The sequence below is a fragment of the Streptomyces sp. NPDC107498 genome, assembly GCF_055582805.1.
Map to the genome: position 1 here is coordinate 125,299 of NZ_JBVJPE010000003.1, position 23,436 is coordinate 148,734.

At 70.1% G+C, this 23,436-nt stretch carries 22 protein-coding genes; 1 reads left to right on the forward strand and 21 read right to left on the reverse strand.

The annotated features are described in order from the left end of the window. Positions 1-71 precede the first annotated feature (71 nt). On the forward strand, positions 72-1,919 hold the full coding sequence (locus ACZ66Z_RS06265) for a glycosyl hydrolase family 18 protein (protein WP_469932836.1): 1,848 nt from the start codon (positions 72-74) through the stop codon (positions 1,917-1,919). A gap of 55 nt (positions 1,920-1,974) precedes the next feature. Here the strand turns inward: ACZ66Z_RS06265 and ACZ66Z_RS06270 are convergent, their stop codons facing one another. The 21 genes from ACZ66Z_RS06270 to thrC all read right to left on the reverse strand — a co-directional run bounded on the left by ACZ66Z_RS06270 (position 1,975) and on the right by thrC (position 23,431). After that, positions 1,975-2,421, reverse strand: a complete 447-nt coding sequence (locus ACZ66Z_RS06270; RefSeq protein WP_469932837.1) for a DUF2550 domain-containing protein — start codon at positions 2,419-2,421, stop codon at positions 1,975-1,977. Between the two features lie 146 nt (positions 2,422-2,567). Continuing rightward, entirely contained in the window at positions 2,568-2,942 is a 375-nt protein-coding gene (locus ACZ66Z_RS06275; RefSeq protein WP_469932838.1) for a F0F1 ATP synthase subunit epsilon, read from the reverse strand. A 112-nt stretch (positions 2,943-3,054) separates the two neighbouring features. Next, positions 3,055-4,497 carry a F0F1 ATP synthase subunit beta gene (atpD, locus tag ACZ66Z_RS06280; RefSeq protein ID WP_469932839.1) on the reverse strand — a complete coding sequence of 481 codons (1,443 nt, stop codon included), beginning with the start codon at positions 4,495-4,497 and terminating at the stop codon, positions 3,055-3,057. Then, positions 4,497-5,414, reverse strand: coding sequence for a F0F1 ATP synthase subunit gamma (locus ACZ66Z_RS06285; RefSeq protein ID WP_469932840.1), 918 nt, complete (start codon positions 5,412-5,414; stop codon positions 4,497-4,499). The genes atpD and ACZ66Z_RS06285 overlap by 1 nt, the downstream gene beginning before the upstream one ends. Before the next feature lie 20 nt (positions 5,415-5,434). After that, positions 5,435-7,030 (reverse strand): F0F1 ATP synthase subunit alpha, encoded by a 1,596-nt coding sequence (gene atpA / locus ACZ66Z_RS06290; RefSeq protein ID WP_469932841.1) that lies wholly within the window; start codon positions 7,028-7,030, stop codon positions 5,435-5,437. A gap of 152 nt (positions 7,031-7,182) precedes the next feature. After that, positions 7,183-7,998, reverse strand: a complete 816-nt coding sequence (locus tag ACZ66Z_RS06295; RefSeq protein ID WP_469932842.1) for a F0F1 ATP synthase subunit delta — start codon at positions 7,996-7,998, stop codon at positions 7,183-7,185. Next, positions 7,995-8,540, reverse strand: coding sequence for a F0F1 ATP synthase subunit B (locus ACZ66Z_RS06300; protein WP_469932843.1), 546 nt, complete (start codon positions 8,538-8,540; stop codon positions 7,995-7,997). Before ACZ66Z_RS06300 ends, ACZ66Z_RS06295 begins: the two co-directional genes overlap by 4 nt. Positions 8,541-8,581: 41 nt before the next feature. Next, positions 8,582-8,848, reverse strand: a complete 267-nt coding sequence (atpE, locus tag ACZ66Z_RS06305; protein WP_024761915.1) for an ATP synthase F0 subunit C — start codon at positions 8,846-8,848, stop codon at positions 8,582-8,584. Positions 8,849-8,939: 91 nt separating this feature from the next. Beyond that, positions 8,940-9,749 (reverse strand): F0F1 ATP synthase subunit A, encoded by an 810-nt coding sequence (gene atpB / locus ACZ66Z_RS06310; protein ID WP_190154774.1) that lies wholly within the window; start codon positions 9,747-9,749, stop codon positions 8,940-8,942. A gap of 225 nt (positions 9,750-9,974) precedes the next feature. Continuing rightward, positions 9,975-10,388, reverse strand: coding sequence for a hypothetical protein (locus ACZ66Z_RS06315; protein WP_469932844.1), 414 nt, complete (start codon positions 10,386-10,388; stop codon positions 9,975-9,977). A 264-nt stretch (positions 10,389-10,652) separates the two neighbouring features. After that, on the reverse strand, positions 10,653-11,996 hold the full coding sequence (locus ACZ66Z_RS06320; RefSeq protein ID WP_469932845.1) for an MraY family glycosyltransferase: 1,344 nt from the start codon (positions 11,994-11,996) through the stop codon (positions 10,653-10,655). 107 nt (positions 11,997-12,103) lie between these two features. After that, positions 12,104-13,351, reverse strand: coding sequence for a serine hydroxymethyltransferase (locus tag ACZ66Z_RS06325; protein WP_469932846.1), 1,248 nt, complete (start codon positions 13,349-13,351; stop codon positions 12,104-12,106). 269 nt (positions 13,352-13,620) lie between these two features. Further along, the gene (locus ACZ66Z_RS06330; RefSeq protein ID WP_469932847.1) at positions 13,621-14,268 is read right to left on the reverse strand and encodes an arsenate reductase/protein-tyrosine-phosphatase family protein; all 648 of its coding nucleotides are present in this window, start codon (positions 14,266-14,268) and stop codon (positions 13,621-13,623) included. Next, positions 14,265-14,912: an L-threonylcarbamoyladenylate synthase gene (locus ACZ66Z_RS06335; RefSeq protein WP_469932848.1), complete on the reverse strand. Its 648-nt coding sequence runs from the start codon at positions 14,910-14,912 to the stop codon at positions 14,265-14,267. The genes ACZ66Z_RS06330 and ACZ66Z_RS06335 overlap by 4 nt, the downstream gene beginning before the upstream one ends. 40 nt (positions 14,913-14,952) lie before the next feature. Next, entirely contained in the window at positions 14,953-15,798 is an 846-nt protein-coding gene (prmC, locus tag ACZ66Z_RS06340; RefSeq protein ID WP_469932849.1) for a peptide chain release factor N(5)-glutamine methyltransferase, read from the reverse strand. Positions 15,799-15,838: 40 nt separating this feature from the next. Continuing rightward, positions 15,839-16,915 (reverse strand): peptide chain release factor 1, encoded by a 1,077-nt coding sequence (gene prfA / locus ACZ66Z_RS06345; RefSeq protein ID WP_469932850.1) that lies wholly within the window; start codon positions 16,913-16,915, stop codon positions 15,839-15,841. A gap of 97 nt (positions 16,916-17,012) precedes the next feature. Continuing rightward, the gene (gene rpmE / locus ACZ66Z_RS06350) at positions 17,013-17,231 is read right to left on the reverse strand and encodes a 50S ribosomal protein L31 (RefSeq protein WP_030321069.1); all 219 of its coding nucleotides are present in this window, start codon (positions 17,229-17,231) and stop codon (positions 17,013-17,015) included. 146 nt (positions 17,232-17,377) lie between these two features. Next, a complete protein-coding gene (locus ACZ66Z_RS06355; RefSeq protein ID WP_469932851.1) occupies positions 17,378-18,463 on the reverse strand; it encodes an LCP family protein in 1,086 nt (361 codons plus the stop codon). 205 nt (positions 18,464-18,668) lie between these two features. After that, positions 18,669-20,744, reverse strand: coding sequence for a transcription termination factor Rho (rho, locus tag ACZ66Z_RS06360; protein ID WP_469932852.1), 2,076 nt, complete (start codon positions 20,742-20,744; stop codon positions 18,669-18,671). Between the two features lie 416 nt (positions 20,745-21,160). After that, the gene (gene thrB / locus ACZ66Z_RS06365) at positions 21,161-22,078 is read right to left on the reverse strand and encodes a homoserine kinase (RefSeq protein WP_469932853.1); all 918 of its coding nucleotides are present in this window, start codon (positions 22,076-22,078) and stop codon (positions 21,161-21,163) included. Positions 22,079-22,360: 282 nt separating this feature from the next. Next, on the reverse strand, positions 22,361-23,431 hold the full coding sequence (gene thrC, locus ACZ66Z_RS06370) for a threonine synthase (RefSeq protein ID WP_469932854.1): 1,071 nt from the start codon (positions 23,429-23,431) through the stop codon (positions 22,361-22,363). Between the last annotated feature and the right edge of the window lie 5 nt (positions 23,432-23,436).

The window sequence follows — 23,436 nt, forward strand, 5'->3', positions numbered from 1 at the left end:
CTACGCTCGCGGGGCGCGCGCATCTTCACGGACCACCCCCACCTTGTCCGTCCGCAACTTGAGGAGCACCGTTGAGCACTCAAGCACCGACGCGCAGAGCAGGGTTCAGACACCGGACCGCCGCCGGACTGACCGCCCTGATCCTGCCGCTGGCCGCCATGATCGGCCTCGCCTCCCCCGCCGAAGCCGCCGCCTCGGCCACCGCGACCTACGCCAAGCCCCAGGACTGGGGCACCGGCTTCGAGGGCAGGTGGACGGTGAAGAACACCGGCACCACCACCCTCTCCTCCTGGACCGTCGAGTGGGACTACCCCTCCGGCACCGCCGTCACCTCCGCCTGGGACGCCACCGTCACCGGCTCCGGCACCCACTGGACCGCCAAGAACGTCGGCTGGAACGGCACCCTCGCCCCCGGCGCCTCCGTCACCTTCGGCTACAACGGCACCGGCTCCGGCGCGCCCACCGGCTGCAAGATCAACGGCGCTCCCTGCGACGGCACCACCCAGCCGGGCGACAACCCGCCCTCGGCCCCCGGCACCCCGGTCGCCTCGAACGTCACGGACACCTCGGCGAAGCTCACCTGGACCGCGGCCACCGACGACAAGGGCGTCAAGAACTACGACGTCCTGCGCGACGGCACCAAGGTGACCACCACCACCGGCCTCACGTTCACCGACAGCGGCCTCACCGCGGGCACCGACTACGCGTACACCGTCGTCGCCCGCGACACGATCGACCAGACCGGCCCCGCCGCCGGCCCGGTCACCGTCCGCACCACCGGCGGAGGCGGCGGCCAGCCCCTCCCGAACGCCGTGAAGATGGGCTACTTCACCAACTGGGGCGTCTACGGACGCAACTACCACGTGAAGAACATCGTGACCTCCGGCTCCGCGTCGAAGATCACGCACATCAACTACGCCTTCGGCAACGTCCAGAACGGCAAGTGCACCATCGGCGACGCCTACGCCGACTACGACAAGGCCTACACCGCCGACCAGTCCGTCGACGGCGTCGCCGACACCTGGGACCAGCCGCTGCGCGGCAACTTCAACCAGCTCCGCAAGCTGAAGAAGGCCTACCCGAACATCAAGGTCCTGTGGTCCTTCGGCGGCTGGACCTGGTCCGGCGGCTTCGGCCAGGCCGTGCAGAACCCGACCGCCTTCGCCCAGTCCTGCTACGACCTGGTCGAGGACCCGCGCTGGGCCGACGTCTTCGACGGCATCGACCTGGACTGGGAGTACCCCAACGCCTGCGGCCTGTCCTGCGACACCAGCGGCGCGGCCTCCTTCAAGAACATGATGCAGGCCATGCGCGCCAAGTTCGGCGCCAACAACCTGATCACCGCGGCCGTCACCGCCGACGCCTCCACGGGCGGCAAGATCGACGCCGCCGACTACGCGGGCGCCGCGCAGTACATGAACTGGTTCAACGTCATGACGTACGACTTCTTCGGCGCCTGGGAGGCGAAGGGTCCGACGGCCCCGCACTCCCCGCTCACCTCGTACGCCGGCATCCCGCAGGCGGGCTTCAACTCCGCCGAGGCGATCGCCAAGTTCAAGGCGAAGGGCGTCCCCGCCAACAAGCTGCTCCTCGGCATCGGCTTCTACGGCCGCGGCTGGACCGGCGTCACCCAGTCCGCCCCCGGCGGCACGGCGACCGGCCCGGCGCAGGGCACGTACGAACAGGGCATCGAGGACTACAAGGTCCTGAAGAACTCCTGCCCGGCCAACGGCACCGTCGCCGGCACGGCGTACGCCCACTGCGGCACCAACTGGTGGAGCTACGACACCCCCGCCACCGTGAACTCGAAGATGAGCTGGGCCAAGAACCAGGGCCTCGGCGGAGCGTTCTTCTGGGAGTTCAGCGGCGACACCGGCAACGGCGAGCTGGTCGGCGCCATCAACAGCGGCCTGAGCTAGGGCCGAAGAAAAGGAGCGGGGACGGCGCAGCACGCCGTCCCCGCTCCTTCGTGCCTCAGGCCACGTTCACCCTCTGCCCGGGAGGCGCCGCCTCCAGCCAGGCCATGAATCCCGTCCGGGCGTCCTCGCTCATCGCGAGCTCCAGGCGGACGCCCTCGTACATGCAGGGCTGGATCACCGCGTCGGAGAGCAGCGCGAGCTCCTCCTCGCCCTCCGGCATACGGCGCTCCAGGGCCACGATGGAGGAGCGCTCCAGGACCCGGCGCGGGCGGGGCGAGTACGAGAAGACCCGGAACCAGGCGATCTCGTCACCGCTGTAGCGGGCGACGCCGTACACCCAGCCCTTGCCGGTCGGATCGGGCTCGTCGGGGACGTCCCAGCGCAGCGAACAGTCGAAGGTGCCGCCGGCGCGCTGGATCAGTCTCCGGCGCAAGCCGAAGACGAAGAGCCCGATCACCACCAGTGCGACGACCAGGCCGCACACGAGCAGAGCGAGGAACATCTTCACCGACCTCCTCGCTGCGTCCCGTAGCCGGCACGGCCGGCAGAACCGAATACGACCTGCATCTGCATCGCCTCAGCCGCGACACGCTCCGGAGTATTCCGGACCGTGCCGCGGCTGAGGGCACTTCTACTCGGCGCGGACCGTCAGCGGACCGCTACCGCGCGCAGCCGGACCTCGGCGCGCCGCTCGGCGGCGGCGTCGGAGTCCGTCTTCGCACGCTCCAGCGCGCGCTCGGCGCGCCGGGCGTCGATCTCGTCCGCCAGCTCGCAGATCTCCGCGAGCAGAGACAGCTTGTCGTCGGCGAACGAGATGAATCCTCCGTGGACGGCGGCGACGACGGTCGCGCCCTCGCTCGTACGGATGGTCACCGGGCCCGACTCCAGCACACCGAGCAGCGGCTGGTGGCCGGGCATGACGCCGATGTCGCCGGAGGTGGTACGCGCGATGACCAGGGTGGCCTCGCCGGACCAGACACTCCGGTCCGCGGCGACCAGCTCGACGTGCAGCTCAGCAGCCAAGGGTGGCTCCTCGGGTCACCACCCGGCGGTCGTGCCGGGTGTTGGGGTCAATTCTAGGGGGCGTGGAGAGGGGGACGGGACGGATCCCGTCCCCCTCGGGCGAGCACGGGGCTCAGGAGACGCCGAGCTCCTTGGCGTTGTTCTTGAGGTCCTCAAGGCCACCGCACATGAAGAACGCCTGCTCCGGGAAGTGGTCGAACTCACCGTCGCAGATCGCGTTGAACGCGGCGATCGACTCGTCGAGCGGAACGTCCGAACCGTCCACGCCGGTGAACTGCTTCGCCGCGTGGGTGTTCTGGGACAGGAAGCGCTCGACACGGCGGGCGCGGTGGACGACGAGCTTGTCCTCCTCGCTCAGCTCGTCGATACCGAGGATCGCGATGATGTCCTGGAGGTCCTTGTACTTCTGCAGGATGCCCTTGACCCGCGAGGCGGTGTCGTAGTGGTCCTGCGCGATGTAGCGCGGGTCCAGGATCCGGGACGTGGAGTCCAGCGGGTCCACGGCCGGGTAGATGCCCTTCTCGGAGATCGGACGGGAGAGAACCGTCGTCGCGTCGAGGTGGGCGAAGGTGGTCGCCGGCGCCGGGTCCGTGAGGTCGTCGGCGGGGACGTAGATCGCCTGCATCGAGGTGATCGAGTGACCACGGGTCGAGGTGATGCGCTCCTGGAGGAGACCCATCTCGTCGGCCAGGTTCGGCTGGTAGCCCACCGCGGAGGGCATGCGGCCGAGCAGGGTCGACACCTCGGAACCGGCCTGGGTGAAGCGGAAGATGTTGTCGATGAAGAACAGCACGTCCTGCTTCTGCACATCGCGGAAGTACTCCGCCATGGTCAGACCGGCGAGGGCCACACGGAGACGGGTGCCCGGGGGCTCGTCCATCTGGCCGAAGACCAGCGCGGTCTTGTCCAGAACGCCGGACTCCTCCATCTCCGCGATGAGGTCGTTGCCCTCACGGGTGCGCTCGCCGACGCCGGCGAAGACGGAAACGCCCTCGTGCAGCTTGGCCACACGCATGATCATTTCCTGGATCAGAACGGTCTTGCCGACACCGGCGCCACCGAACAGACCGATCTTTCCACCCTTGACGTACGGGGTGAGGAGGTCGACGACCTTCAGGCCGGTCTCGAACATCTCGGTCTTCGACTCGAGGTCCGCGAACGCCGGGGCCTTGCGGTGGATGGACCAGCGCTCGCTGACCTCCGACTCGGCCTCGGGCTCGTTCAGGATCTGGCCCAGCGTGTTGAACACGCGACCCTTGGTGACGTCGCCGACGGGCACGGTGATGCCGTCGCCGGTGTCGACCACGGGGGCCTGGCGGACCAGACCGTCGGTGGGCTGCATCGAGATGGTGCGGACGATGCCGTCACCGAGGTGCTGCGCGACCTCGAGGGTCAGCGTCTTGAGCGCGCCGTCCTCGGCCGGGTCGGCGACCTGGACGTGCAGGGCGTTGTAGATCTCCGGCATCGCGTCGACGGGGAACTCCACGTCGACGACCGGGCCGATGACCCGGGCGACGCGGCCCGTGGCGGCGGCCGTCTCAACAGTGGTCGTCATTACTTGTCACTCCCCGCGGTCGCGTCGGCCAGGGCTGCGGTGCCACCGACGATCTCGCTGATTTCCTGGGTGATTTCGGCCTGGCGGGCCGCGTTGGCAAGTCGGGAGAGGTTGTTGATCAAGTCTCCCGCGTTGTCGGTGGCCGACTTCATCGCGCGGCGGGTGGCGGCGTGCTTGGAGGCAGCCGACTGGAGCAGCGCGTTGTAGATCCGGCTCTCGACGTAGCGCGGCAGAAGGGCGTCGAGGACGTCCTCCGCCGACGGCTCGAAGTCGTACAGCGGACGGAGGGTGTCCGGCTCGCCGGCCTCCTTCGCCACCTCGTCGAGGCTGAGGGGCAGCAGCCGGGCCTCGACCGCCGTCTGGGTCATCATCGAGACGAACTCGGTGTAGACGATGTGGAGCTCGTCCACACCGCCCTCGGCCGTGTCCTTCTCGATGGCCTCGATCAGCGGTGCCGCGATCTTCTTGGCGTCCGCGTACGTGGGCTCGTCCGTGAAGCCGGTCCACGTGTCGCTCAGCTTCCGCTCACGGAAGTTGAAGTGCGCGACGCCACGGCGACCGACGACGTAGATGTCGACCGCCCGGCCCTCGCCCTCCAGCTTCGCGATGAGCTGCTCCGCCGCCTTGATGGCGTTGGAGTTGAAGGCACCGGCCAGACCGCGGTCGCTCGAGAGGAGCAGGACCGCGGCACGGCTCGGGTTCTCCGCCTCGGTGGTCAGCGGGTGCTTGTCGTTCGCACCCGTGGCCACCGCCGTGACCGCGCGCGTGAGCTCGGTCGCGTACGGAGTCGACGCCTGCACCTTGCGCTGCGCCTTGACGACACGCGAGGCGGCGATCATCTCCATCGCCTTGGTGATCTTCTTCGTCGCGGTGACGGATTTGATGCGACGCTTGTAGACCCGGAGCTGCGCTCCCATGAGTCAGGTCCCTTCCGTCGTCACTTCGAGACGTTGACGGCGGGAGCGTCAGCGCCGAGCAGCTTGCCGTCAGAGGTCTCGAACTGCTTCTTGAACTCCGCGATGGCGTCGCCGACGGACTGCAGCGTGTCGTCCGACATCTTGCCGCCCTCGCGGATGGAGGTCATGAGGCCCGAGTGGTTCTGGCGCAGGTACGCCAGCATCTCGGCCTCGAAGCGACGGATGTCGGCGACCGGGACGTCGTCCATCTTGCCGGTGGTGCCGGCCCAGACGGAGACGACCTGGTTCTCGGTCGGCATCGGCTGGTACTGAGCCTGCTTGAGCAGCTCGACCATGCGCTGACCGCGCTCCAGCTGCGCCTTCGACGCGGCGTCCAGGTCGGAACCGAAGGCGGCGAACGCCTCGAGCTCGCGGAACTGGGCCAGGTCGACACGGAGGCGACCGGAGATCTGCTTCATCGCCTTGTGCTGGGCGGAGCCACCGACTCGGGAGACCGAGATGCCGACGTTCAGGGCCGGGCGCTGGCCGGCGTTGAACAGGTCGGACTCCAGGAAGCACTGGCCGTCGGTGATGGAGATGACGTTGGTCGGGATGAACGCGGAGACGTCGTTGGCCTTCGTCTCGACGATCGGCAGACCGGTCATCGAACCGGCACCCAGCTCGTCCGAGAGCTTCGCGCAGCGCTCGAGGAGACGGGAGTGCAGGTAGAAGACGTCGCCCGGGTAGGCCTCACGGCCCGGCGGGCGGCGCAGCAGCAGCGACACGGCGCGGTAGGCGTCGGCCTGCTTCGACAGGTCGTCGAAGACGATCAGGACGTGCTTGCCCTGGTACATCCAGTGCTGACCGATGGCGGAACCGGTGTACGGCGCCAGGTACTTGAAGCCGGCCGGGTCGGACGCCGGGGCGGCGACGATCGTCGTGTACTCGAGCGCACCGGCCTCTTCCAGGGCGCCGCGAACGGACGCGATGGTCGAGCCCTTCTGGCCGACGGCGACGTAGATGCAGCGGACCTGCTTGTTCACGTCGCCCGAGCGCCAGTTGTCGCGCTGGTTGATGATGGTGTCGACACAGAGCGCGGTCTTGCCGGTCTGACGGTCACCGATGATCAGCTGACGCTGACCACGGCCGACCGGCGTCATGGCGTCGACGGCCTTGTAGCCGGTCTCCATCGGCTCGTGCACCGACTTACGGGCCATAACGCCCGGGGCCTGCAGCTCGAGGGCGCGGCGGCCCTCGGTCGCGATCTCGCCGAGACCGTCGATCGGGTTACCGAGCGGGTCGACGACGCGACCCAGGTAGCCCTCGCCGACGCCTACGGAGAGGACCTCGCCGGTGCGCTGCACCGACTGGCCCTCCTCGATGCCGCTGAACTCGCCGAGGACGATGGCACCGATCTCGCGCTCCTCGAGGTTGAGGGCGAGACCGAGGGTGCCGTCCTCGAACTTCAGCAGCTCGTTCGCCATGGCCGAGGGAAGACCCTCGATCTTCGCGATACCGTCACCGGCCAGGCTGACCGTGCCGACCTCCTCGCGCGAGGCCGCGTCCGGCTGGTACGACTGGACGAAGTTCTCCAGTGCGTCCCGGATCTCCTCCGGCCGGATCGTGAGCTCCGCCATCTGGGTTCCCTGCTCTCCTTGTTGGGCCCGAAGTTTCTTAAGGGGTCTGGGGGCCGACCCCCAGGAATCTTCTGCAATCTCTGCACGGCCCAACCGGGCCGCTGGTGATGCTGTGTAGCTGTACTGCCGTGGTGCTGCTGTGGTCGCTGCCGTCAGCCGGCCAGTCGACGGGTCGCCTCGCCGAGGCGCTCCGCGATGGAACCGTCGATGACCTCGTCGCCGACGCGCACCGTGATCCCGCCGAGGACCGCGGGGTCCACGTCCAGGTTCAGGTGCATCTCGCGGCCGTACAGCTTCGCCAGTACGGCACCGAGGCGCTGCTTCTGCCGGTCCGACAGCGGCACCGCCGAGGTGACGACGGCGACCATCCGGTCCCGGCGCGCCGCGGCGAGCTTGGACAGGGACTCGAGTCCCGCTTCCAGGCTACGTCCCCGGGGCTGGGTCACCAGACGGACGACCAGACGCTCGGTGGTCGCGTGGGCCTTGCCGCCGAGCAGGCTGCTCAGCAGCGTGCCCTTCGCGGTGGCCGTGGCGGCCTTGTCCGTCAGCGCCGAGCGCAGCTCGTTGCTGGAGGACACGATCCGGCCGAACCGGAACAGCTCGTCCTCGACGTCGTCCAGGGCGCCCGCCTTCTGCGCCGCGGTGAGGTCGGCGGTGTTCGCCAGCTCCTCGGCCGCGTCGACGAGGTCGCGCGAGCGCGACCAGCGGGAGCGGACCATGCCCGAGACCAGGTCGACGGTCTCGCCGCCCACCTGGCCGCGCAGGAGTCGCTGCGCGAGCTCGGCCTTGGCCTCACCCGACTGCGCGGGATCGGTCAGGACCCGGCGCAGCGACACCTCGCGGTCGAGCAGCACGGTGACGGCGGCCAGCTCGTCCGCGAGCCTCTTCGCGTCGACCGGCGTGTTGTCGGTCAGCGCGTCGAGGGACTCACGGGCGGCGGACAGTGCCTCGCGGCTCGCTCCGTTCATCGGACAGCCTCGGCCTTCTCCTCGAGCTCGTCGAGGAAGCGGTCGATGGTGCGGCTCTGGCGGGCGGCGTCCTCGAGGGACTCGCCGACCAGCTTGCCGGCCAGGTCGGTCGCGAGCTTGCCCACGTCCTGGCGCAGCGACGCGGACGCGGCCTTGCGGTCGGCCTCGATCTGCGTGTGGCCGGCCGCGATGATCTCCTCGCGCTGGCGCTGGCCTTCCGCCTTCATCTCCTGGATGATCGCGGTGCCCTGCTCCGTGGCCTCCTGGCGAAGACGCGCGGCCTCGTGGCGAGCCTCGGCGAGCTGGGCCTTGTACTGCTCCAGCACGCTCTGAGCCTCGATCTGGGCCGACTCGGCCTTCTCGATGCCACCCTCGATGGCCTCGCGGCGCTCTTCCAGAACCTTGTTGATGTTCGGGAGGAGCTTCTTGGCGAGGAAGCCGAAGACGATGACGAAGGCGATCAGGCCGATGACGAGCTCGTCGAGATGCGGGATGAGAGGAGGCTGCGCCTCTTCACCCTGCGCAAGAAGCAGAGCGTTCACATCAGTGCCTTCCGTAAAAAGAATCGGGCAGTCGGTCCGGCTTACTGGTAGACGAAGCCCATGACGATGCCGATGAGGGCGAGCGCCTCACAGAAGGCGAAGCCCATGATCTGGTTGGTACGGATGAGACCGGCGGCCTCGGGCTGGCGGGCGAGCGCCTGCGTACCGTTACCGAAGATGATGCCGACGCCGACGCCGGGGCCGATCGCGGCGAGGCCGTAACCGATCGAGGCGACGTTGCCGACGACGTTGGTCTTGGCGCTGCCACCTTCGGCGGCGAGGTTGATCATGTCGAGAGCAGCGGACATGCCGTTACTTCCTTCTCTTTCAATGACCCGATGGGGGTTGGCCACCGGACGACTGATGGATTCGGGGGTGGAGCTACGGGGCCGTGACGGCTCAGTGGTGCTCGGAGAGCGCGCCCTGGACGTAGCTGCAGGCCAGGAGGACGAAGACGTACGCCTGGACGGCCTGGATGAAGAGCTCGAAGGCGGTCATCACGAGGACCATCACGAACGAGGCGCCGGCGTAGACGAAGCCCAGGCCGTTCATGAGGTACCAGGTGGCCAGCGAGAACATCACGATCAGCAGGTGGCCGGCGAACATGTTCGCAAACAGTCGCACCGCGTGCGTGAAGGGCCGGATCAGCAGGTTCGAGAAGAACTCGAGGACGACGACCATCGGGAGGATGGCACCGAGGGACTTGTCGTAACCGACGATGTTCTTCCAGCCACCCACGAAGCCGTGCTTCTTGAAGGTGAGCGAGATCCACATGAAGTACACGATCAGCGCGAGACCGGCCGGGAAGGCGATCAGCGAGGTGACCGGGAACTGGGCGAGCGGAACGATCGACCAGAGGTTCATGATCCAGACGAAGAAGAACAGCGACACCATGAAGGGGACGTACTTCTCGCCGTCCTTCTTGCCGATGATCTCGTAGACGATGCCGCGGCGCACGAAGTCGTAACCGGCCTCGCCGACCATCTGCATCTTGCCGGGGATCAGCTTGGGCTTGTTGAAGGCGGCCCAGAAGAACCCGACGACCACGATGGAGCCCAGCAGAGCGAGCAGCATCGGCTTGGTGATGTCGATGCCGGCCACCGTGGCGATGGGCTCGTACATGAACGTGTGCAGCCCCGGCGCCGGGAAGCCACATCCAGAGAAGATGTGGCAATCCGGGTCGAAGGCAAGCGTCTGGTCAGCACTCACCGCGGGCTCCTTCAGCGTGGCGCATAGGTACGGCAACCTCGTTGTGTCGGCGCGGCACGCAGCCGCGGGTCGGCACTGGACTGGTCTTACGGGTAAGGGGGCGGCGGTTCGGCATCGAGCCTCTCGCTGGGACAGGCGCCGTTTCGGATGCCCGCGTCCGCAGTGCCGCAGTTGGCACCGGACGATAGCAGGAAGCCGAACTCGGCTTTATCCCGGCCCTACCCTTCACGACTTCGGCCCCGAGTTTCCGGGGTCGATGTACGTGATCTTGGCCTTCATGTAGGCCCGGGCCTGTGCGGCGACCCACACCACGGTCGTCGCGAGCAGCGTGAAGGCGAAGGCCTTGAAGTCGAACAGGGTCGTGTTCTTCAACAAGGCCAGGAAGATGAAGAGCACCAGCAGCTGGGCCGTGTAGAGCATGAGCCCCATGGCCTGGAAGAGGTGCGGAAGCGACTTCGCCGTCCGCTGGAGAACCAGCTGCCCGATCCCCATGAAGAGGATGACCACCAGGGTGCCGACGACGGCACCGAGCGCACCCTTGCCACCGGCGACCACCCCGCTGACGACCGTGGCGACGGCGCCGACGGCTGCGGAGGGTACGGCGGTGTGCAGGAGGATGCGTGCGTCGTTCGACGGCATGGCGGTGTCTCCGCTTGCTCTGGAGGGGGCGATGGTGTCGTCATGGACGAGCGTAAGCCCGGTCCGAGGTGGGTCTCGGGGCCAACAGACCGTCGCACTACGGTCTTTCGGCACTGTCGCCGGGTCTCGTGAACCGTATCACAAACTATTTGAATAGGTCTTTACCCATACGGTGTGCCAACGGTCACACATGAGAGTTACCCCGCGCGTGTGTGCGCGACAGCGAGGCACCTTGTCTGCTATTGGCCCCGAACGGGGCTTTCGTCAACCGCGCGCCCCGGCCTTACTTCTGTCGGTGAAGCGCGAACGGTGACCGAGGGCGGTCGCCCCGTTGACCCCGGCGGGCACGGGCTCCCGCTCCTCCTCGGCGGAATCGGCGGGATCGGCCGGCCCCGCGGAGTCCGCGGAGTCGAGGGACTCCGCCGTCACGGCGGCCGGCCTGCGGCGCCGGTAGCGGGGCGGCACCACGGACTGGGCCCAGCGCGGGGCGCGCGGCGTGAAGCGCGGCAGCAGGAGCAGCACCAGACCGATCGCGCTCAGCGCGACGACGCCGAGGACGATCCACATCGAGGTCGAGTGGACCGAGTAGGCCAGCGTGCCGAAGGCGATGAGCGCCGACCAGAAGTACATGATCAGCACCGCCCGGCTGTGCGAGTGGCCGATCTCCAGGAGCCGGTGGTGCAGGTGGCCGCGGTCGGCGGCGAACGGCGACTGCCCCTTCCACGTGCGGCGCACGATCGCGAGGACCAGGTCCGCCATCGGGATCGCGATGATGGTCAGCGGCAGCACGAGCGGGATGAAGACCGGCAGGGCGGCGTGCGTGGCCTCACGGGTCGAGCCCTCGAAGAGCCGCAGCACGTCGGGGTCGACCTGCCCGGTGATCGAGATCGCGGAGGCCGCCAGGATCAGGCCGATCAGCATCGAGCCCGAGTCGCCCATGAAGATCCGCGCCGGGTGCATGTTGTGCGGCAGGAAGCCCAGGCACATGCCCATGAGGATGGCGGCGAAGAGGGTCGCGGGGGCGGCCGCCTCGATCGTGTAGCCGTACCAGAGGCGGTACGCGTACAGGAAGAAGGCCGCGGCGGCGATGCAGACCATGCCGGCGGCGAGACCGTCGAGGCCGTCGACGAAGTTCACGGCGTTGATGGTGAGGACCACCAGGGCGACCGTGAGGAGCGTGCCCTGCCACGGGGTGAGGGCGACCGTGCCGACGCCGGGGATCGGCAGCCACAGGATCGTCAGACCCTGCGCGACCATCACGCCCGCCGAGATCATCTGCGCGCCCAGCTTGATGAGCGCGTCCAGCTCGAACTTGTCGTCGAGGACGCCGATCAGCCAGATCAGGGCGGCACCGGAGAGCAGCGCGCGGGGCTCGTTGGACTGCTCGAAGACGCTGTTCAGGTTCTGCAGGTGGTCGGCGACGAGCAGTCCCGCGCACAGCCCGAAGAACATGGCGATGCCACCGAGCCGCGGAGTCGGTTCTCGGTGCACGTCGCGGGCGCGGATCTCCGGCATCGCCCCGGTCGCGATGGCGAACTTCCGCACCGGACCGGTGAGCAGATAGGTCACCGCGGCCGTGACACAGAGCGTCAGCAGGTAATCACGCACGGGCTGCCCCACAGGAATCGCTGGCCATCTCAGCCCCACACCCTAGCCGTGCCGTCCATGTGGTCTGAGACACCGGGGCCCCCCGAACGGTTGCGTTCGGGCTCCCGTCAGCGCGCATACGGGGGAAATCGGGAGGTCAGCTCCCGTACCTCCGCGCGTACCCGGGCCGTTTCCCCGGCGTCATCCCGCAACGCGACGGTGAACAGCGCGGCAATTCTCGTCATCTCCGGGACGCCCATCCCCTGGGTGGTGACGGCGGCGGTGCCGAGCCGGATCCCGCGGCTCTCCCCGTACGGGAGGGCACAGGTGTCGAGCACCACGCCGGCGGCGGCGAGCCGGGCGCGGGCGGCGCGGCCCTCGACGCCGAGGGGCGCCGGGTCGGCGGTGATGAGGTGGGTGTCGGTGCCGCCGGTGGTCACCGCGAAGCCCTCGGCGGCGAGGGCGGCCGCGAGGACCCCGGCGTTCTCGACCACCTGATGGGCGTACGCGGTGAAGGCCGGCGCGGACGCCTCGCCGAAGGCCACCGCCTTGGCCGCGATCGTGTGCATCTGGGCGCCGCCCTGCGTGAACGGGAACACCGCCCGGTCGATCCGGCCGGCGAGCTCCTCGCCGCACAGGATCATTCCGCCGCGCGGCCCGCGCAGCACCTTGTGGGTGGTCGCGCAGACCACGTCGGCGTACGGGACGGGGCTGGGGGCCGCTCCCCCGGCGACGAGCCCGATGGGATGGGCGGCGTCGGCGATCAGGTACGCCCCCACCTCGTCGGCGATCTCCCGGAAGACGGCGTGGTCGAGGTGCCGGGGATAGGAGATCGACCCGCAGACGATCGCCTTGGGCCGGTGGTGGCGGGCGAGCGCGGCGACCTGCTCGTAGTCGACGAGCCCGGTCTCGGCGTCGACGCCGTAGGGGACGAAGTCGAACCAGCGGCCGGAGAAGTTCGCGGGCGAACCGTGCGTGAGGTGCCCGCCGTGGCCGAGCCCCATGGCCAGGACCGTGTCACCGGGCCTGAGAAGGGCCGCGTACGCCGCCAGGACGGCCGAGGAACCGGAGTGGGACTGCACGTTCGCGTGGTCGGCCCCGAAGAGCGCGGTGGCCCGCTCGACGGCGATCCGCTCGACCGCGTCGGCGTACTCGCAGCCGCCGTGGTGCCGGGCGCCCGGATAGCCCTCGGCGTACTTGTTGGCGAGCGGCGAGCCGAGGGCGGCGAGCACCGCCGGCGAGGTGAAGTTCTCGGCCGCGATCAGCTGCAGGCTGTCGGCCTGCCGCCGCACCTCGCCGAGCAGCACGTCGGCGACCTCGGGGTCCTGCCGGCGCAGGATGTCGAGCTCCTCATCGGGTGGCGCGGTGACGGACATGGCTGACTCCGGACGTGGAGGGATGTCAGCACCAATGTAGGCGCGCCCAGCCGTCCCCGCCCGTCGGCACGGACCCCCGTCAGGCCTGACCGAGACCGCCCGTCAGCGCCTGGCCGAGACGCCCGTCAGGGCCGTCACCACCGGGTCCAGCGCCTGGTTGAGCCCCTCCTCCCGACGCGCCCCTCGCACCGCTCGGCCCCCAGGGGGCCTCCCCGGCATCGGGACGCTGCGGCGGCCTCCGACCGCCGCATGTGGCCGGGCCCGGATCCTCAGCGCCTGGCCGAGACGCCCGTCAGGGCCGTCACCACCGGGTCCAGCGCCTGGTTGATCTCGTCGCCGATCGAGCGGAAGAAGGTGATCGGGGCGCCGTACGGGTCGTTGACCTCGTCCGCGTCCACCGAGGGGGCCAGGAGCCACCCGCGTAGAGCCGCGGCCGCGCGGACCAGGGCCCGGGCGCGTTCCACCATGCCCTCGTCGCGCGGGTCCGGGAGCGTGGCCGGGTCGATCGCGCGGACGAGGCGGGTGAACTCCTTCAGGGTGAAGGTGCGCAGCCCCGCCGAGTGGCCCATCGAGATGACCTGCGCCCGGTGGTCGCGGGTGGCCGTCAGGACCAGGTCCGCGCGGATGACGTGCTCGTCGAGGAGTTCGCGGCCCACGAAGCCGCTGGCGTCCGCGCCGAAGTCGGCGAGGACCAGTTCCGCGTTGGTCTCCATGGGGGCGCCCTCGTGGCCCCACGTGCCCGCGCTCTCCACGATCAGGCCGCCGCCGAGGGGGTCGCCGAGGCGGTCGCTCAGGGCATGGCGGGTCAGCCGCTCGGTGATCGGCGAGCGGCAGACGTTGCCGGTGCTGACGTGGAGGATGCGGAAGGTGTCGCCGTCTTCGTGCCCCGCTATGCCACGCCCCTCGGGGACGGTCAACTGGCCACCTCGAGGTCGGGTACGACCTTCCGGAGCTCCTCCGGGGAGAGCGCGCCCTCGCGCAGCAGCACCGGCACCTTGCCCGTGACGTCGACGATGGAGGAAGGAACGATTCCGGGCGTCGGGCCGCCGTCGAGGTAGACGGAGACGGAGTCGCCGAGCATCTGCTGGGCCGCGTCGCAGTCCTCCGGCGCCGGGTGCCCGGTGAGGTTGGCCGAGGAGACGGCCATCGGGCCGACCTCGGTGAGCAGTTCGATCGCGACGGGGTGCAGCGGCATCCGGATGGCGACGGTGCCCCGGCTGTCGCCCAGGTCCCACTGGAGGGACGGCTGGTGGCGGGCGACGAGGGTGAGCGCGCCGGGCCAGAACGCGTCGACGAGCTCCCAGGCCTGCTCGGAGAAGTCGGTGACCAGGCCGTGGAGGGTGTTCGGGGAGCCGATGAGCACGGGCGTGGGCATGTTGCGGCCCCGGCCCTTGGCGGCGAGCAGGTCCGCGACGGCCTCGCTGCCGAAGGCGTCCGCCCCGATCCCGTACACGGTGTCGGTGGGCAGCACGACGAGCTCGCCCCGGCGGACGGCGGACGCGGCCTCGCGCAGACCGGTCGCGCGGTCGGTCGCCTCGTTGCAGTCGTATCGCCGTGCCATCAGTTCCCGTCCTCCTCGTACACGTGGTGCGTCATGGCGGTCATGGCATCGCCTTGCGGGCGGTCGCGAACCGCGGCCGGTTGTTGAGGTCCGGGTGGTCGGCGGCGTCGGCCCAGCCCGCCTCCTCGTTGAAGATCCACGGCACCTGGCCGCCCTGGGTGTCCGCGTGCTCGATGACCACGAGGCCGCCGGGGCGCAGCAGCCGGTGGGCGGTGCGCTCGATGCCGCGGATGGTGTCGAGGCCGTCCTCGCCGGAGAAGAGGGCCATCTCCGGGTCGTGGTCGCGGGCCTCGGGCGCCACGTACTCCCATTCGGTGAGCGGGATGTACGGCGGGTTGGAGATGACCAGGTCGACCTGGCCGTCCAGTTCGGGGAGCGCGGTGAGCGCGTCGCCCTGGTGGACGGCGACGCGGGAGCCCCGGGCGTTCTTGCGGGTCCACACGAGGGCGTCGTCGGAGAGCTCGACGGCGTGCACGCGCGAGCGCGGCACCTCCTGGGCCATGGCGAGGGCGATGGCCCCGGAGCCGGTGCACAGGTCGACGATGAGCGGTTCGACGACGTCCATGGCGCGTACGGCGTCTATGGCCCAGCCGACGACCGACTCGGTCTCCGGGCGGGGCACGAAGACGCCGGGCCCCACCTGGAGCTCCAGGTAGCGGAAGAACGCCCGCCCGGTGATGTGCTGGAGCGGCTCGCGGGCCTCGCGGCGGGCGACGGTCTCCCAGTAGCGGGCGTCGAAGTCCGCGTCCTTGACGTTGTGCAGCTCCCCCCGCTTGACGCCGTGCACGAACGCGGCGAGCTCCTCGGCGTCGAAACGCGGTGAGGGAACGCCGGCGTCGGCCAGCCGCTGGGTGGCCTGGGCCACCTCGGCAAGCAGCAGGTTCACGCTGGTCCTCCGTGGTGCGGGGGTGGGGCTTGAGGGGGCCTTACGCTGCGGCGAGCTTCGCCGCCGAGTCGGCGTCGACGCACGCCTGGATCATGGCGTCCAGGTCGCCGTCGAGGACCTGGTCCAGGTTGTACGCCTTGAAGCCGACGCGGTGGTCGGAGATCCGGTTCTCCGGGAAGTTGTACGTGCGGATCTTCTCGGAGCGGTCGACGGTGCGGACCTGGCTGCGGCGGGCGTCGGCGGCCTCGGCCTCGGCCTTCTCCTGGGCGGCGGCGAGGAGCCGGGAGCGCAGGATGCGCATGGCCTGCTCCTTGTTCTGGAGCTGGCTCTTCTCGTTCTGGCAGGAGGCGACGATGCCGGTCGGCAGGTGCGTGATGCGGACGGCGGAGTCGGTGGTGTTGACCGACTGGCCGCCGGGGCCGGACGAGCGGTAGACGTCGATGCGCAGGTCGTTGGCGTGGATCTCGACGTCGACCTCCTCGGCCTCGGGCGTGACGAGCACGCCGGCGGCGGAGGTGTGGATGCGGCCGGCGGACTCGGTGGCGGGCACGCGCTGGACGCGGTGCACCCCGCCCTCGTACTTGAGCCGTGCCCAGACGCCCTGGCCGGGCTCGGTGGCGCCGTTGCCGCCCTTGGTCTTCACCGCGACCTGGACGTCCTTGTAGCCGCCGAGCTCGGACTCGGTGGCGTCGATGATCTCGGTCTTCCAGCCGACGCGCTCGGCGTACCGCAGGTACATCCGGAGGAGGTCGCCGGCGAAGAGGGCGGACTCGTCGCCGCCCGCGCCCGCCTTGATCTCCAGGATGACGTCCTTGTCGTCGCTCGGGTCGCGCGGGACGAGGAGCAGGCGGAGCTTGTCGGTGAGCTCCTCCCGGTCCTTCTCCAGCTGCTTGACCTCGGCCGCGAAGTCCGGGTCCTCGTGCATCAGCTCGCGGGCGGTCTCGATGTCGTCACCGGTCTGCTTCCAGGAGCGGTAGGTGGCGACGATCGGGGTCAGCTCGGCGTAGCGCTTGTTGAGCTTGCGCGCGTTCGCCTGATCGGCGTGGACCGAGGGGTCCGCGAGCTTCGTCTCGAGGCCGGCGTGCTCGCCGACCAGTTCCTCGACCGCCTCGAACATCGGGGGCTCCTGGGGTTTTCGTCAGTTGCTACGGGGACGGCAAAGCGCCGGTCCCGGCCACCCGAGCGGGGCGGCCGAGGACCGGCGCAGGGGCTCGCTACTTGGCGGAGCCGGCCTTGCCGAAGCGGGCCTCGAAGCGGGCCACGCGGCCGCCGGTGTCGAGGATCTTCTGCTTGCCCGTGTAGAACGGGTGGCACTCGGAGCAGACCTCGGCACGGATGGTGCCCTCGGTCAGGGTGCTGCGAGTGGTGAACGACGCGCCGCAGGTGCAGCTGACCTGGGTCTCGACGTACTCGGGGTGGATCTCGCGCTTCAAGGTGTCTCCTAGTTTCGGGAGGGCACCGGGTCGCCGCCGCGGGTTGCGGACAGCGTGAACCGGGGCCGACGTACCAGTCTGCCAGGACCGGCCGCATCTCCCAAAACGGGGGGCGGTCCGGAGGTATTCCCGGGCCCTGCGACGGACTACCTCACGAGGCCGTCGGCCTCGCCGGTGGCGGTTCCCTTCGTGGCCGACGCGGGGATCGGCAGGTCGTTCCCGAGGGCCTTCCAGACCTGCCGGGACTGCGCTTCGAGGGGGACGACGCGGTTGGGGTCCCGGGGGTCGTACTCGACGGGCAGGGTGACCATGCGGACGTCGCCCGCGCCGATGCCGGAGAGGCCCTTGGCGAAGCCCATCAGCTCCTGGACCGAGTCGAGTTCGGAGTCGGGCGTGATGGCCTTGGTGGCGGCGTCGGCGAGGCCGTACAGCTTGGTCGGGTTCGAGAGGACGCCGACGCTCCTGACCCGGTCGAGGAAGGCCTTCATGAAGGCCTGCTGGAGCTGGATGCGGCCGAGGTCGCTGCCGTCGCCGACGCTCTTGCGGGTGCGGACGAGACCGAGGGACTGCTCGCCGTCGAGGGTGTGCGTGCCCGGGGCGAGGTCGAGGTGGCTCTTGGAGTCCTCGATGGCCTTCGTGGTGGTGATCTCGACGCCGCCGAGCTCGTCGATGAGCTTCTTGAAGCCGGTGAAGTCGACCTCGACGTAGTGGTCCATGCGGATGCCGGACATCGACTCGACGGTCTTGACCGCGCAGGCGGGGCCGCCGACCTCGTACGCGGTGTTGAACATGGCCCGCCGCTCGCCGGGGACGGTGGTCCCGTGCCCGTCGGCGCAGGAGGGCCGGGTCACGAGGGTGTCGCGGGGGATGGAGACGACGCTCGCCTTCTTGTGCCCCTCGTGGACGTGCACGACCATCGCGGTGTCGGAGCGGGCGCCGCCCTCGTCCTTGCCGTAGGCGCCGTTGTCGCCGGAGCGGGAGTCGGAGCCGAGGACGAGGACGTCGAGGGAGCCGTTGTCGACGTCGTCGGGGCGCGCGGTGCCGAGCTGGGCGTTGATGTCGACGCCCTGGATGTTGCCGTCGAGCTTGAGGTACGCGTAGCCGAGTCCGGCGCCGCCGAGGACGAGGACCGCCGCGGCCCCCGATATCAGGATCGGTGCCTTGCGCCGTTTGGCGGGCCGCCCGCGGCGCCGGCCGCTGCCCGCGCGCCCGCTCTTGCTCTGCTCGGTCATCGTCTTCCCTCACCCCTAGGATTCACCTTCTGTGACGGCGAAGCACCCGAAAGGGTTGCATGCGGGTCTGTGGGGTTTGAGCGGGCTTCACCCCGGAACGACACTGCGCCCACCGTGCGGACACGGTGGGCGCAGTGGTTCACGCAGGTCACGGCGGGATCACGGGACCGGGGTCCGGCTCCCGCCGTGTGACGCAGCTCTCGCGTCAGTCGTTGTTGCCGGCTCCAGGGGTGGTCTTCTGGATCTGGAGCAGGAACTCGCCGTTCGACTTCGTCTGCTTCATCTTGTCGAGCAGCAGCTCGATCGCCTGCTGCTGGTCGAGCGCGTGGAGCACGCGACGCAGCTTCCAGGTGACGGCGAGCTCGTCGCTGCCGAGGAGGATCTCCTCCTTGCGCGTGCCCGAGGCGTCGACGTCGACGGCCGGGAAGATGCGCTTGTCGGCGAGCTTCCGGTCGAGCTTGAGCTCCATGTTGCCGGTGCCCTTGAACTCCTCGAAGATCACCTCGTCCATGCGCGAGCCGGTGTCGACCAGCGCGGTGGCCAGGATGGTCAGCGAGCCGCCGTCCTCGATGTTGCGCGCGGCACCGAAGAAGCGCTTCGGCGGGTAGAGCGCGGTCGAGTCGACACCACCGGACAGGATGCGGCCGGAGGCGGGCGCCGCGAGGTTGTACGCGCGGCCCAGGCGGGTGATCGAGTCGAGCAGGACGACCACGTCGTGACCCAGCTCCACGAGGCGCTTGGCGCGCTCGATGGCCAGCTCGGCGACGGTGGTGTGGTCCTCGGCCGGACGGTCGAAGGTCGAGGAGATGACCTCGCCCTTGACCGACCGCTGCATGTCGGTGACCTCTTCCGGACGCTCGTCGACCAGGACGACCATCAGGTGGCACTCGGGGTTGTTGTGGGTGATCGCATTGGCGATCGCCTGCATGATCATGGTCTTGCCGGTCTTCGGCGGGGCCACGATCAGACCGCGCTGGCCCTTGCCGATCGGCGACACGAGGTCGATGATCCGCGTGGTCAGCACGCCCGGGTCGGTCTCCAGACGGAGCCGGTCCTGCGGGTAGAGCGGGGTCAGCTTGTTGAACTCCGGGCGGCCGCGGCCGGAGTCGGCGGCCATGCCGTTCGCGGAGTCCAGGCGGACCAGCGCGTTGAACTTCTCGCGGCGCTCGCCCTCCTTCGGCTGGCGCACGGCACCGGTGACGTGGTCGCCCTTGCGCAGGCCGTTCTTGCGGACCTGGGCGAGGGAGACGTACACGTCGTTCGGACCGGGCAGGTAGCCGGAGGTCCGGATGAACGCGTAGTTGTCGAGGATGTCCAGGATGCCCGCGACGGGGATCAGGACGTCGTCGTCGGCGACCTGCGGCTCGCCGGCCTGGAAGTCGTCACGGCCACGACGGCCACGGCGGTCGCGGTAGCGCCCGCGACGGCCGCGACGACCGCCCGCCTCGTCGTCGTAGTCGTCCTGCGGACCGGCCTGCTGGCCGCCGCCCTGCTGGCCCTGGCCACCCTGGCCGCCCTGGCCCTGGCCGCCCTGGCGCTGACGCTGGCCGCCCTGTCCGCCCTGGCCACCGCCCTGCTGCTCGTCGCCCTTGCGGTCGCGCTGACGGTCACGGCGGTCACGGCGGTCGCCGCGCTCCCCGCGGTCGCGGCGACCGCGGCCCTCGACGCCGTCGGCGACGGTCTCGGCCTTGGCGTCGGCCTGCTGCTCGGCCTTGACCTCGCGGGTCTCGGTACGGGCCTCGGTCTTGACGGCCTGGGCGGTCTCGGCCCTGGCCTCGCCCTCCGGGGAGCCGGCGGGGGCGGTGGCGCGACGGCGGCGGCGCTCGACGGCCGGGGCGTCGTCACCGGGGGCGCCGCCCTGGTCGGCCGGGGCCGAGACCTTGGGGGACGGCTGGCCCGGAATGTCGATCTGCTGCTGGGCGACGGCCTTCTCGGCCTTCTCCGCCTTGGGCGCGGCGGCCTCGGCGGCCTCGCCCGTGCGGGCCTTGGAGGTGGCGCGGCGCTTCGGCTTGGTCTCGGCGGCGTCGGCGGCCTTGGCGGGGGCGGCGGGGCCTCCGGCCTGCGCCTCCTTGATGACCTCGATCAGCTGGCCCTTGCGCATCCGCGCGGTGCCCCTGATGCCGAGGCCGGACGCGACCTGCTGCAGCTCGGCCAGGACCATGCCCTCGAGGCCGGTGCCGGAGCGGCGGCGCCGTGCGGTGCCGGTGGCACCTGCGGCGGGCGCGGCGGTGTCGACACTGTTGTCGGCAGTCACGCCCATCAGATCGGTGGTGTCGCTCACGAAGGGTCCTTCCCTGGAGCGGACGTCGGCCATCTGGCTCGGCGACCGGTTGTGCTGTCCGGCAGGGTCCTGGTTCGTGGACCGTGTCCGGGGCGGTGGTCCCGCCGGGTACGGCGGAGAGGGGAAACGTGCTGTGGGTCCGGCCCGAGCGCCCCCTGCTCGGCCCTCACTGCAGGAGAGCGAGGGGTGTCGTGCCGGTTCCGGAGCGTGCTCGAAACTGCTCAGGCAGGCTGCTCAGGCAGTTGGGGAGGCTCCCGGAAGAAGGGTGGTCCCTGATGGGGACACTCCGCACCGCTCCACAAAGAGGTCAGGTGCAGACTTGAGGTTAACACTACCGGCTCCAACAAACATTCCCCCTCTCCCTCACCGGCAATCTCCTGTCCGGGGCGCTGCCCGGCGCCCCGGCCGCCCCACGCCTAGGGCGTCAGCGGCAGGACACTCGCTCCGGACGCGTCGAGGTCGAGCCGGTTCGCGGCCCAGCCCTCGCCCGCGAGGCGGGCGACCTTGTCGGCCGTCCCGTGTTCGGCCAGCGCGAGGACCGTGGGGCCCGCGCCGGAGATGACCGCGGGGACGCCGTCCGCGCGCAGCCGGTTCACGAGGGCGATGCTCTCCGGCATCGCGGGGGCCCGGTACTCCTGGTGCAGCCGGTCCTCGGTGGCCGCGAGCAGCAGCTCGGGGCGGCGGGTCAGGGCCTCGACGAGGAGGGCGGCGCGCCCGGCGTTGGCGGCGGCGTCCACGTGCGGGACGGTGCGCGGCAGCAGTCCGCGGGCGGTCTCGGTCAGTACGGGCTTCCCGGGGACGAAAACCACCGGAACGATGGAATCCGAGGGGTCCATCCTGATCGCCCGCGCGGCACCGGCCTCGGTCCAGGCGAGCGTGAATCCGCCGAGCAGACAGGCGGCGACGTTGTCGGGGTGGCCCTCGATCTCGGTGGCCAGCTCCAGGAGGGCGGCCTCGTCGAGCCTGGCGTCCCCGCCTATGGTCACGGCGCGGGCGGCGACGATGCCGGCGCAGATGGCGGCGGAGGAGGAGCCGAGGCCGCGGCCGTGCGGGATGCGGTTGGCGCAGACGACCTCGAGGCCGCGCGGCTGTCCGCCCAGCAGGTCGAAGGCCGTGCGCAGGGAGCGTACGAGCAGGTGGCTCTCGTCGCGCGGGAGCGTCTCGGCGCCCTCGCCGGCGATGTCGACGTGCAGCCCGGAGTCGGCGACCCGGACGACGACGTCGTCGTAGAGCCCCAGCGACAGGCCGAAGGCGTCGAAGCCCGGGCCGAGGTTGGCGCTGGTGGCGGGGACGCGCACCCGTACGGCGGCGGCGCGGAACGCTGGACCGGCCATCGCTCGTTGACTCTCCTTGATCGCGAAAACGGTGTTTCAGACAACGGGTATTCAAGAGAAGTACTCGGGAACCCGGGGGCCGTTCGGGTCGCGGGGGCGACAACGGCGACGACACCGCGCAGATGCGTCGGGGCGGGTTCGGTACAGCCTATCGAAGGAAGGTTCTGTGGCGACATAGGGCGCACAGGAGGCGCACGATGCGTGTCGCGAGCCATCCTGTGCGCCTATGTAGGTTCCTGATCGGGTTTCACCCGATCAGGAACCGGTGGGGCCGGGTCGCTTTCAGGCCAGGCCGAGGCGCTCCGCGGCGGCGGCCGCGTCGACCGGGACGGTGACCGGCTGCGGCGCGCCGGCGACGGCCCAGTCGGGGTCCTTGAGGCCGTTGCCGGTGACCGTGCAGACGATCCGCTGGCCGGGGTCGACCTTGCCCTGCGCGGCGGCCTTCAGCAGGCCGGCGACCGAGGCGGCCGAGGCGGGCTCGACGAAGACGCCCTCCCGGGCGGCCAACAGGCGGTACGCCTGCAGGATCTCACGGTCCGTCACCTCGTCGATGAAGCCGCCCGACTCGTCGCGCGCGGCGATCGCGTAGTCCCACGAGGCCGGGTTGCCGATGCGGATCGCGGTGGCGATCGTCGACGGGTCCTTGACGACCTCGCCGCGCACGAGCGGGGCGGAGCCGGAGGCCTGGAAGCCCCACATGCGCGGGCGGTGGGTGGCGAGGCCGTCCGCGGCGTACTCGCCGTACCCCTTCCAGTACGCGGTGATGTTGCCCGCGTTGCCGACCGGCAGGACGTGGATGTCGGGGGCGTCGCCCAGCATGTCCACGATCTCGAACGCGGCGGTCTTCTGGCCCTCGATGCGGACCGGGTTGACCGAATTGACCAGCGCCACCGGGTAGTTCTCGGAGAGGCTGCGGGCCAGGGTCAGGCAGTCGTCGAAGTTGCCGTCGACCTGGAGGATCTTCGCGCCGTGCACGAGGGCCTGGCCCATCTTGCCGAGCGCGATCTTGCCCTGCGGCACGAGGACGGCCGAGACCATGCCGGCGCGGACCGCGTAGGCCGCCGCCGAGGCGGAGGTGTTGCCGGTGGAGGCGCAGATGACCGCCTTGGCGCCCTCCTCCTTGGCCCGGGTGATGGCCATGGTCATGCCCCGGTCCTTGAAGGAGCCGGTGGGGTTGGCGCCCTCGACCTTGAGGTGCACCTCGCAGCCCGTGCGCTCGGAGAGGACCTGAGCGGGGACGAGCGGCGTGCCGCCCTCACGGAGCGTGACGACCGGCGTCGTGTCCGTGACCGGAAGGCGGTCCCGGTACTCCTCGATGATGCCGCGCCACTGGTGGGTGCCCTTGTGGGTCATGGGTC

Excerpts from the sequence above, each read along its gene's own strand:
- ACZ66Z_RS06270 (WP_469932837.1), bottom strand. The coding sequence starts at position 2,421 with ATGTTCCTCGCTCTGCTCGTGTGCGGCCTGGTCGTCGCACTGGTGGTG.
- atpD (WP_469932839.1), bottom strand. The coding sequence starts at position 4,497 with ATGACGACCACTGTTGAGACGGCCGCCGCCACGGGCCGCGTCGCCCGG.
- ACZ66Z_RS06285 (WP_469932840.1), bottom strand. The coding sequence starts at position 5,414 with ATGGGAGCGCAGCTCCGGGTCTACAAGCGTCGCATCAAATCCGTCACC.
- atpA (WP_469932841.1), bottom strand. The coding sequence starts at position 7,030 with ATGGCGGAGCTCACGATCCGGCCGGAGGAGATCCGGGACGCACTGGAG.
- ACZ66Z_RS06295 (WP_469932842.1), bottom strand. The coding sequence starts at position 7,998 with ATGAACGGAGCGAGCCGCGAGGCACTGTCCGCCGCCCGTGAGTCCCTC.
- atpE (WP_024761915.1), bottom strand. The coding sequence starts at position 8,848 with ATGTCCGCTGCTCTCGACATGATCAACCTCGCCGCCGAAGGTGGCAGC.
- ACZ66Z_RS06315 (WP_469932844.1), bottom strand. The coding sequence starts at position 10,388 with ATGCCGTCGAACGACGCACGCATCCTCCTGCACACCGCCGTACCCTCC.
- ACZ66Z_RS06325 (WP_469932846.1), bottom strand. The coding sequence starts at position 13,351 with ATGTCCGTCACCGCGCCACCCGATGAGGAGCTCGACATCCTGCGCCGG.
- ACZ66Z_RS06335 (WP_469932848.1), bottom strand. The coding sequence starts at position 14,912 with ATGGCACGGCGATACGACTGCAACGAGGCGACCGACCGCGCGACCGGT.
- prfA (WP_469932850.1), bottom strand. The coding sequence starts at position 16,915 with ATGTTCGAGGCGGTCGAGGAACTGGTCGGCGAGCACGCCGGCCTCGAG.
- ACZ66Z_RS06355 (WP_469932851.1), bottom strand. The coding sequence starts at position 18,463 with ATGACCGAGCAGAGCAAGAGCGGGCGCGCGGGCAGCGGCCGGCGCCGC.
- thrB (WP_469932853.1), bottom strand. The coding sequence starts at position 22,078 with ATGGCCGGTCCAGCGTTCCGCGCCGCCGCCGTACGGGTGCGCGTCCCC.
- thrC (WP_469932854.1), bottom strand. The coding sequence starts at position 23,431 with ATGACCCACAAGGGCACCCACCAGTGGCGCGGCATCATCGAGGAGTAC.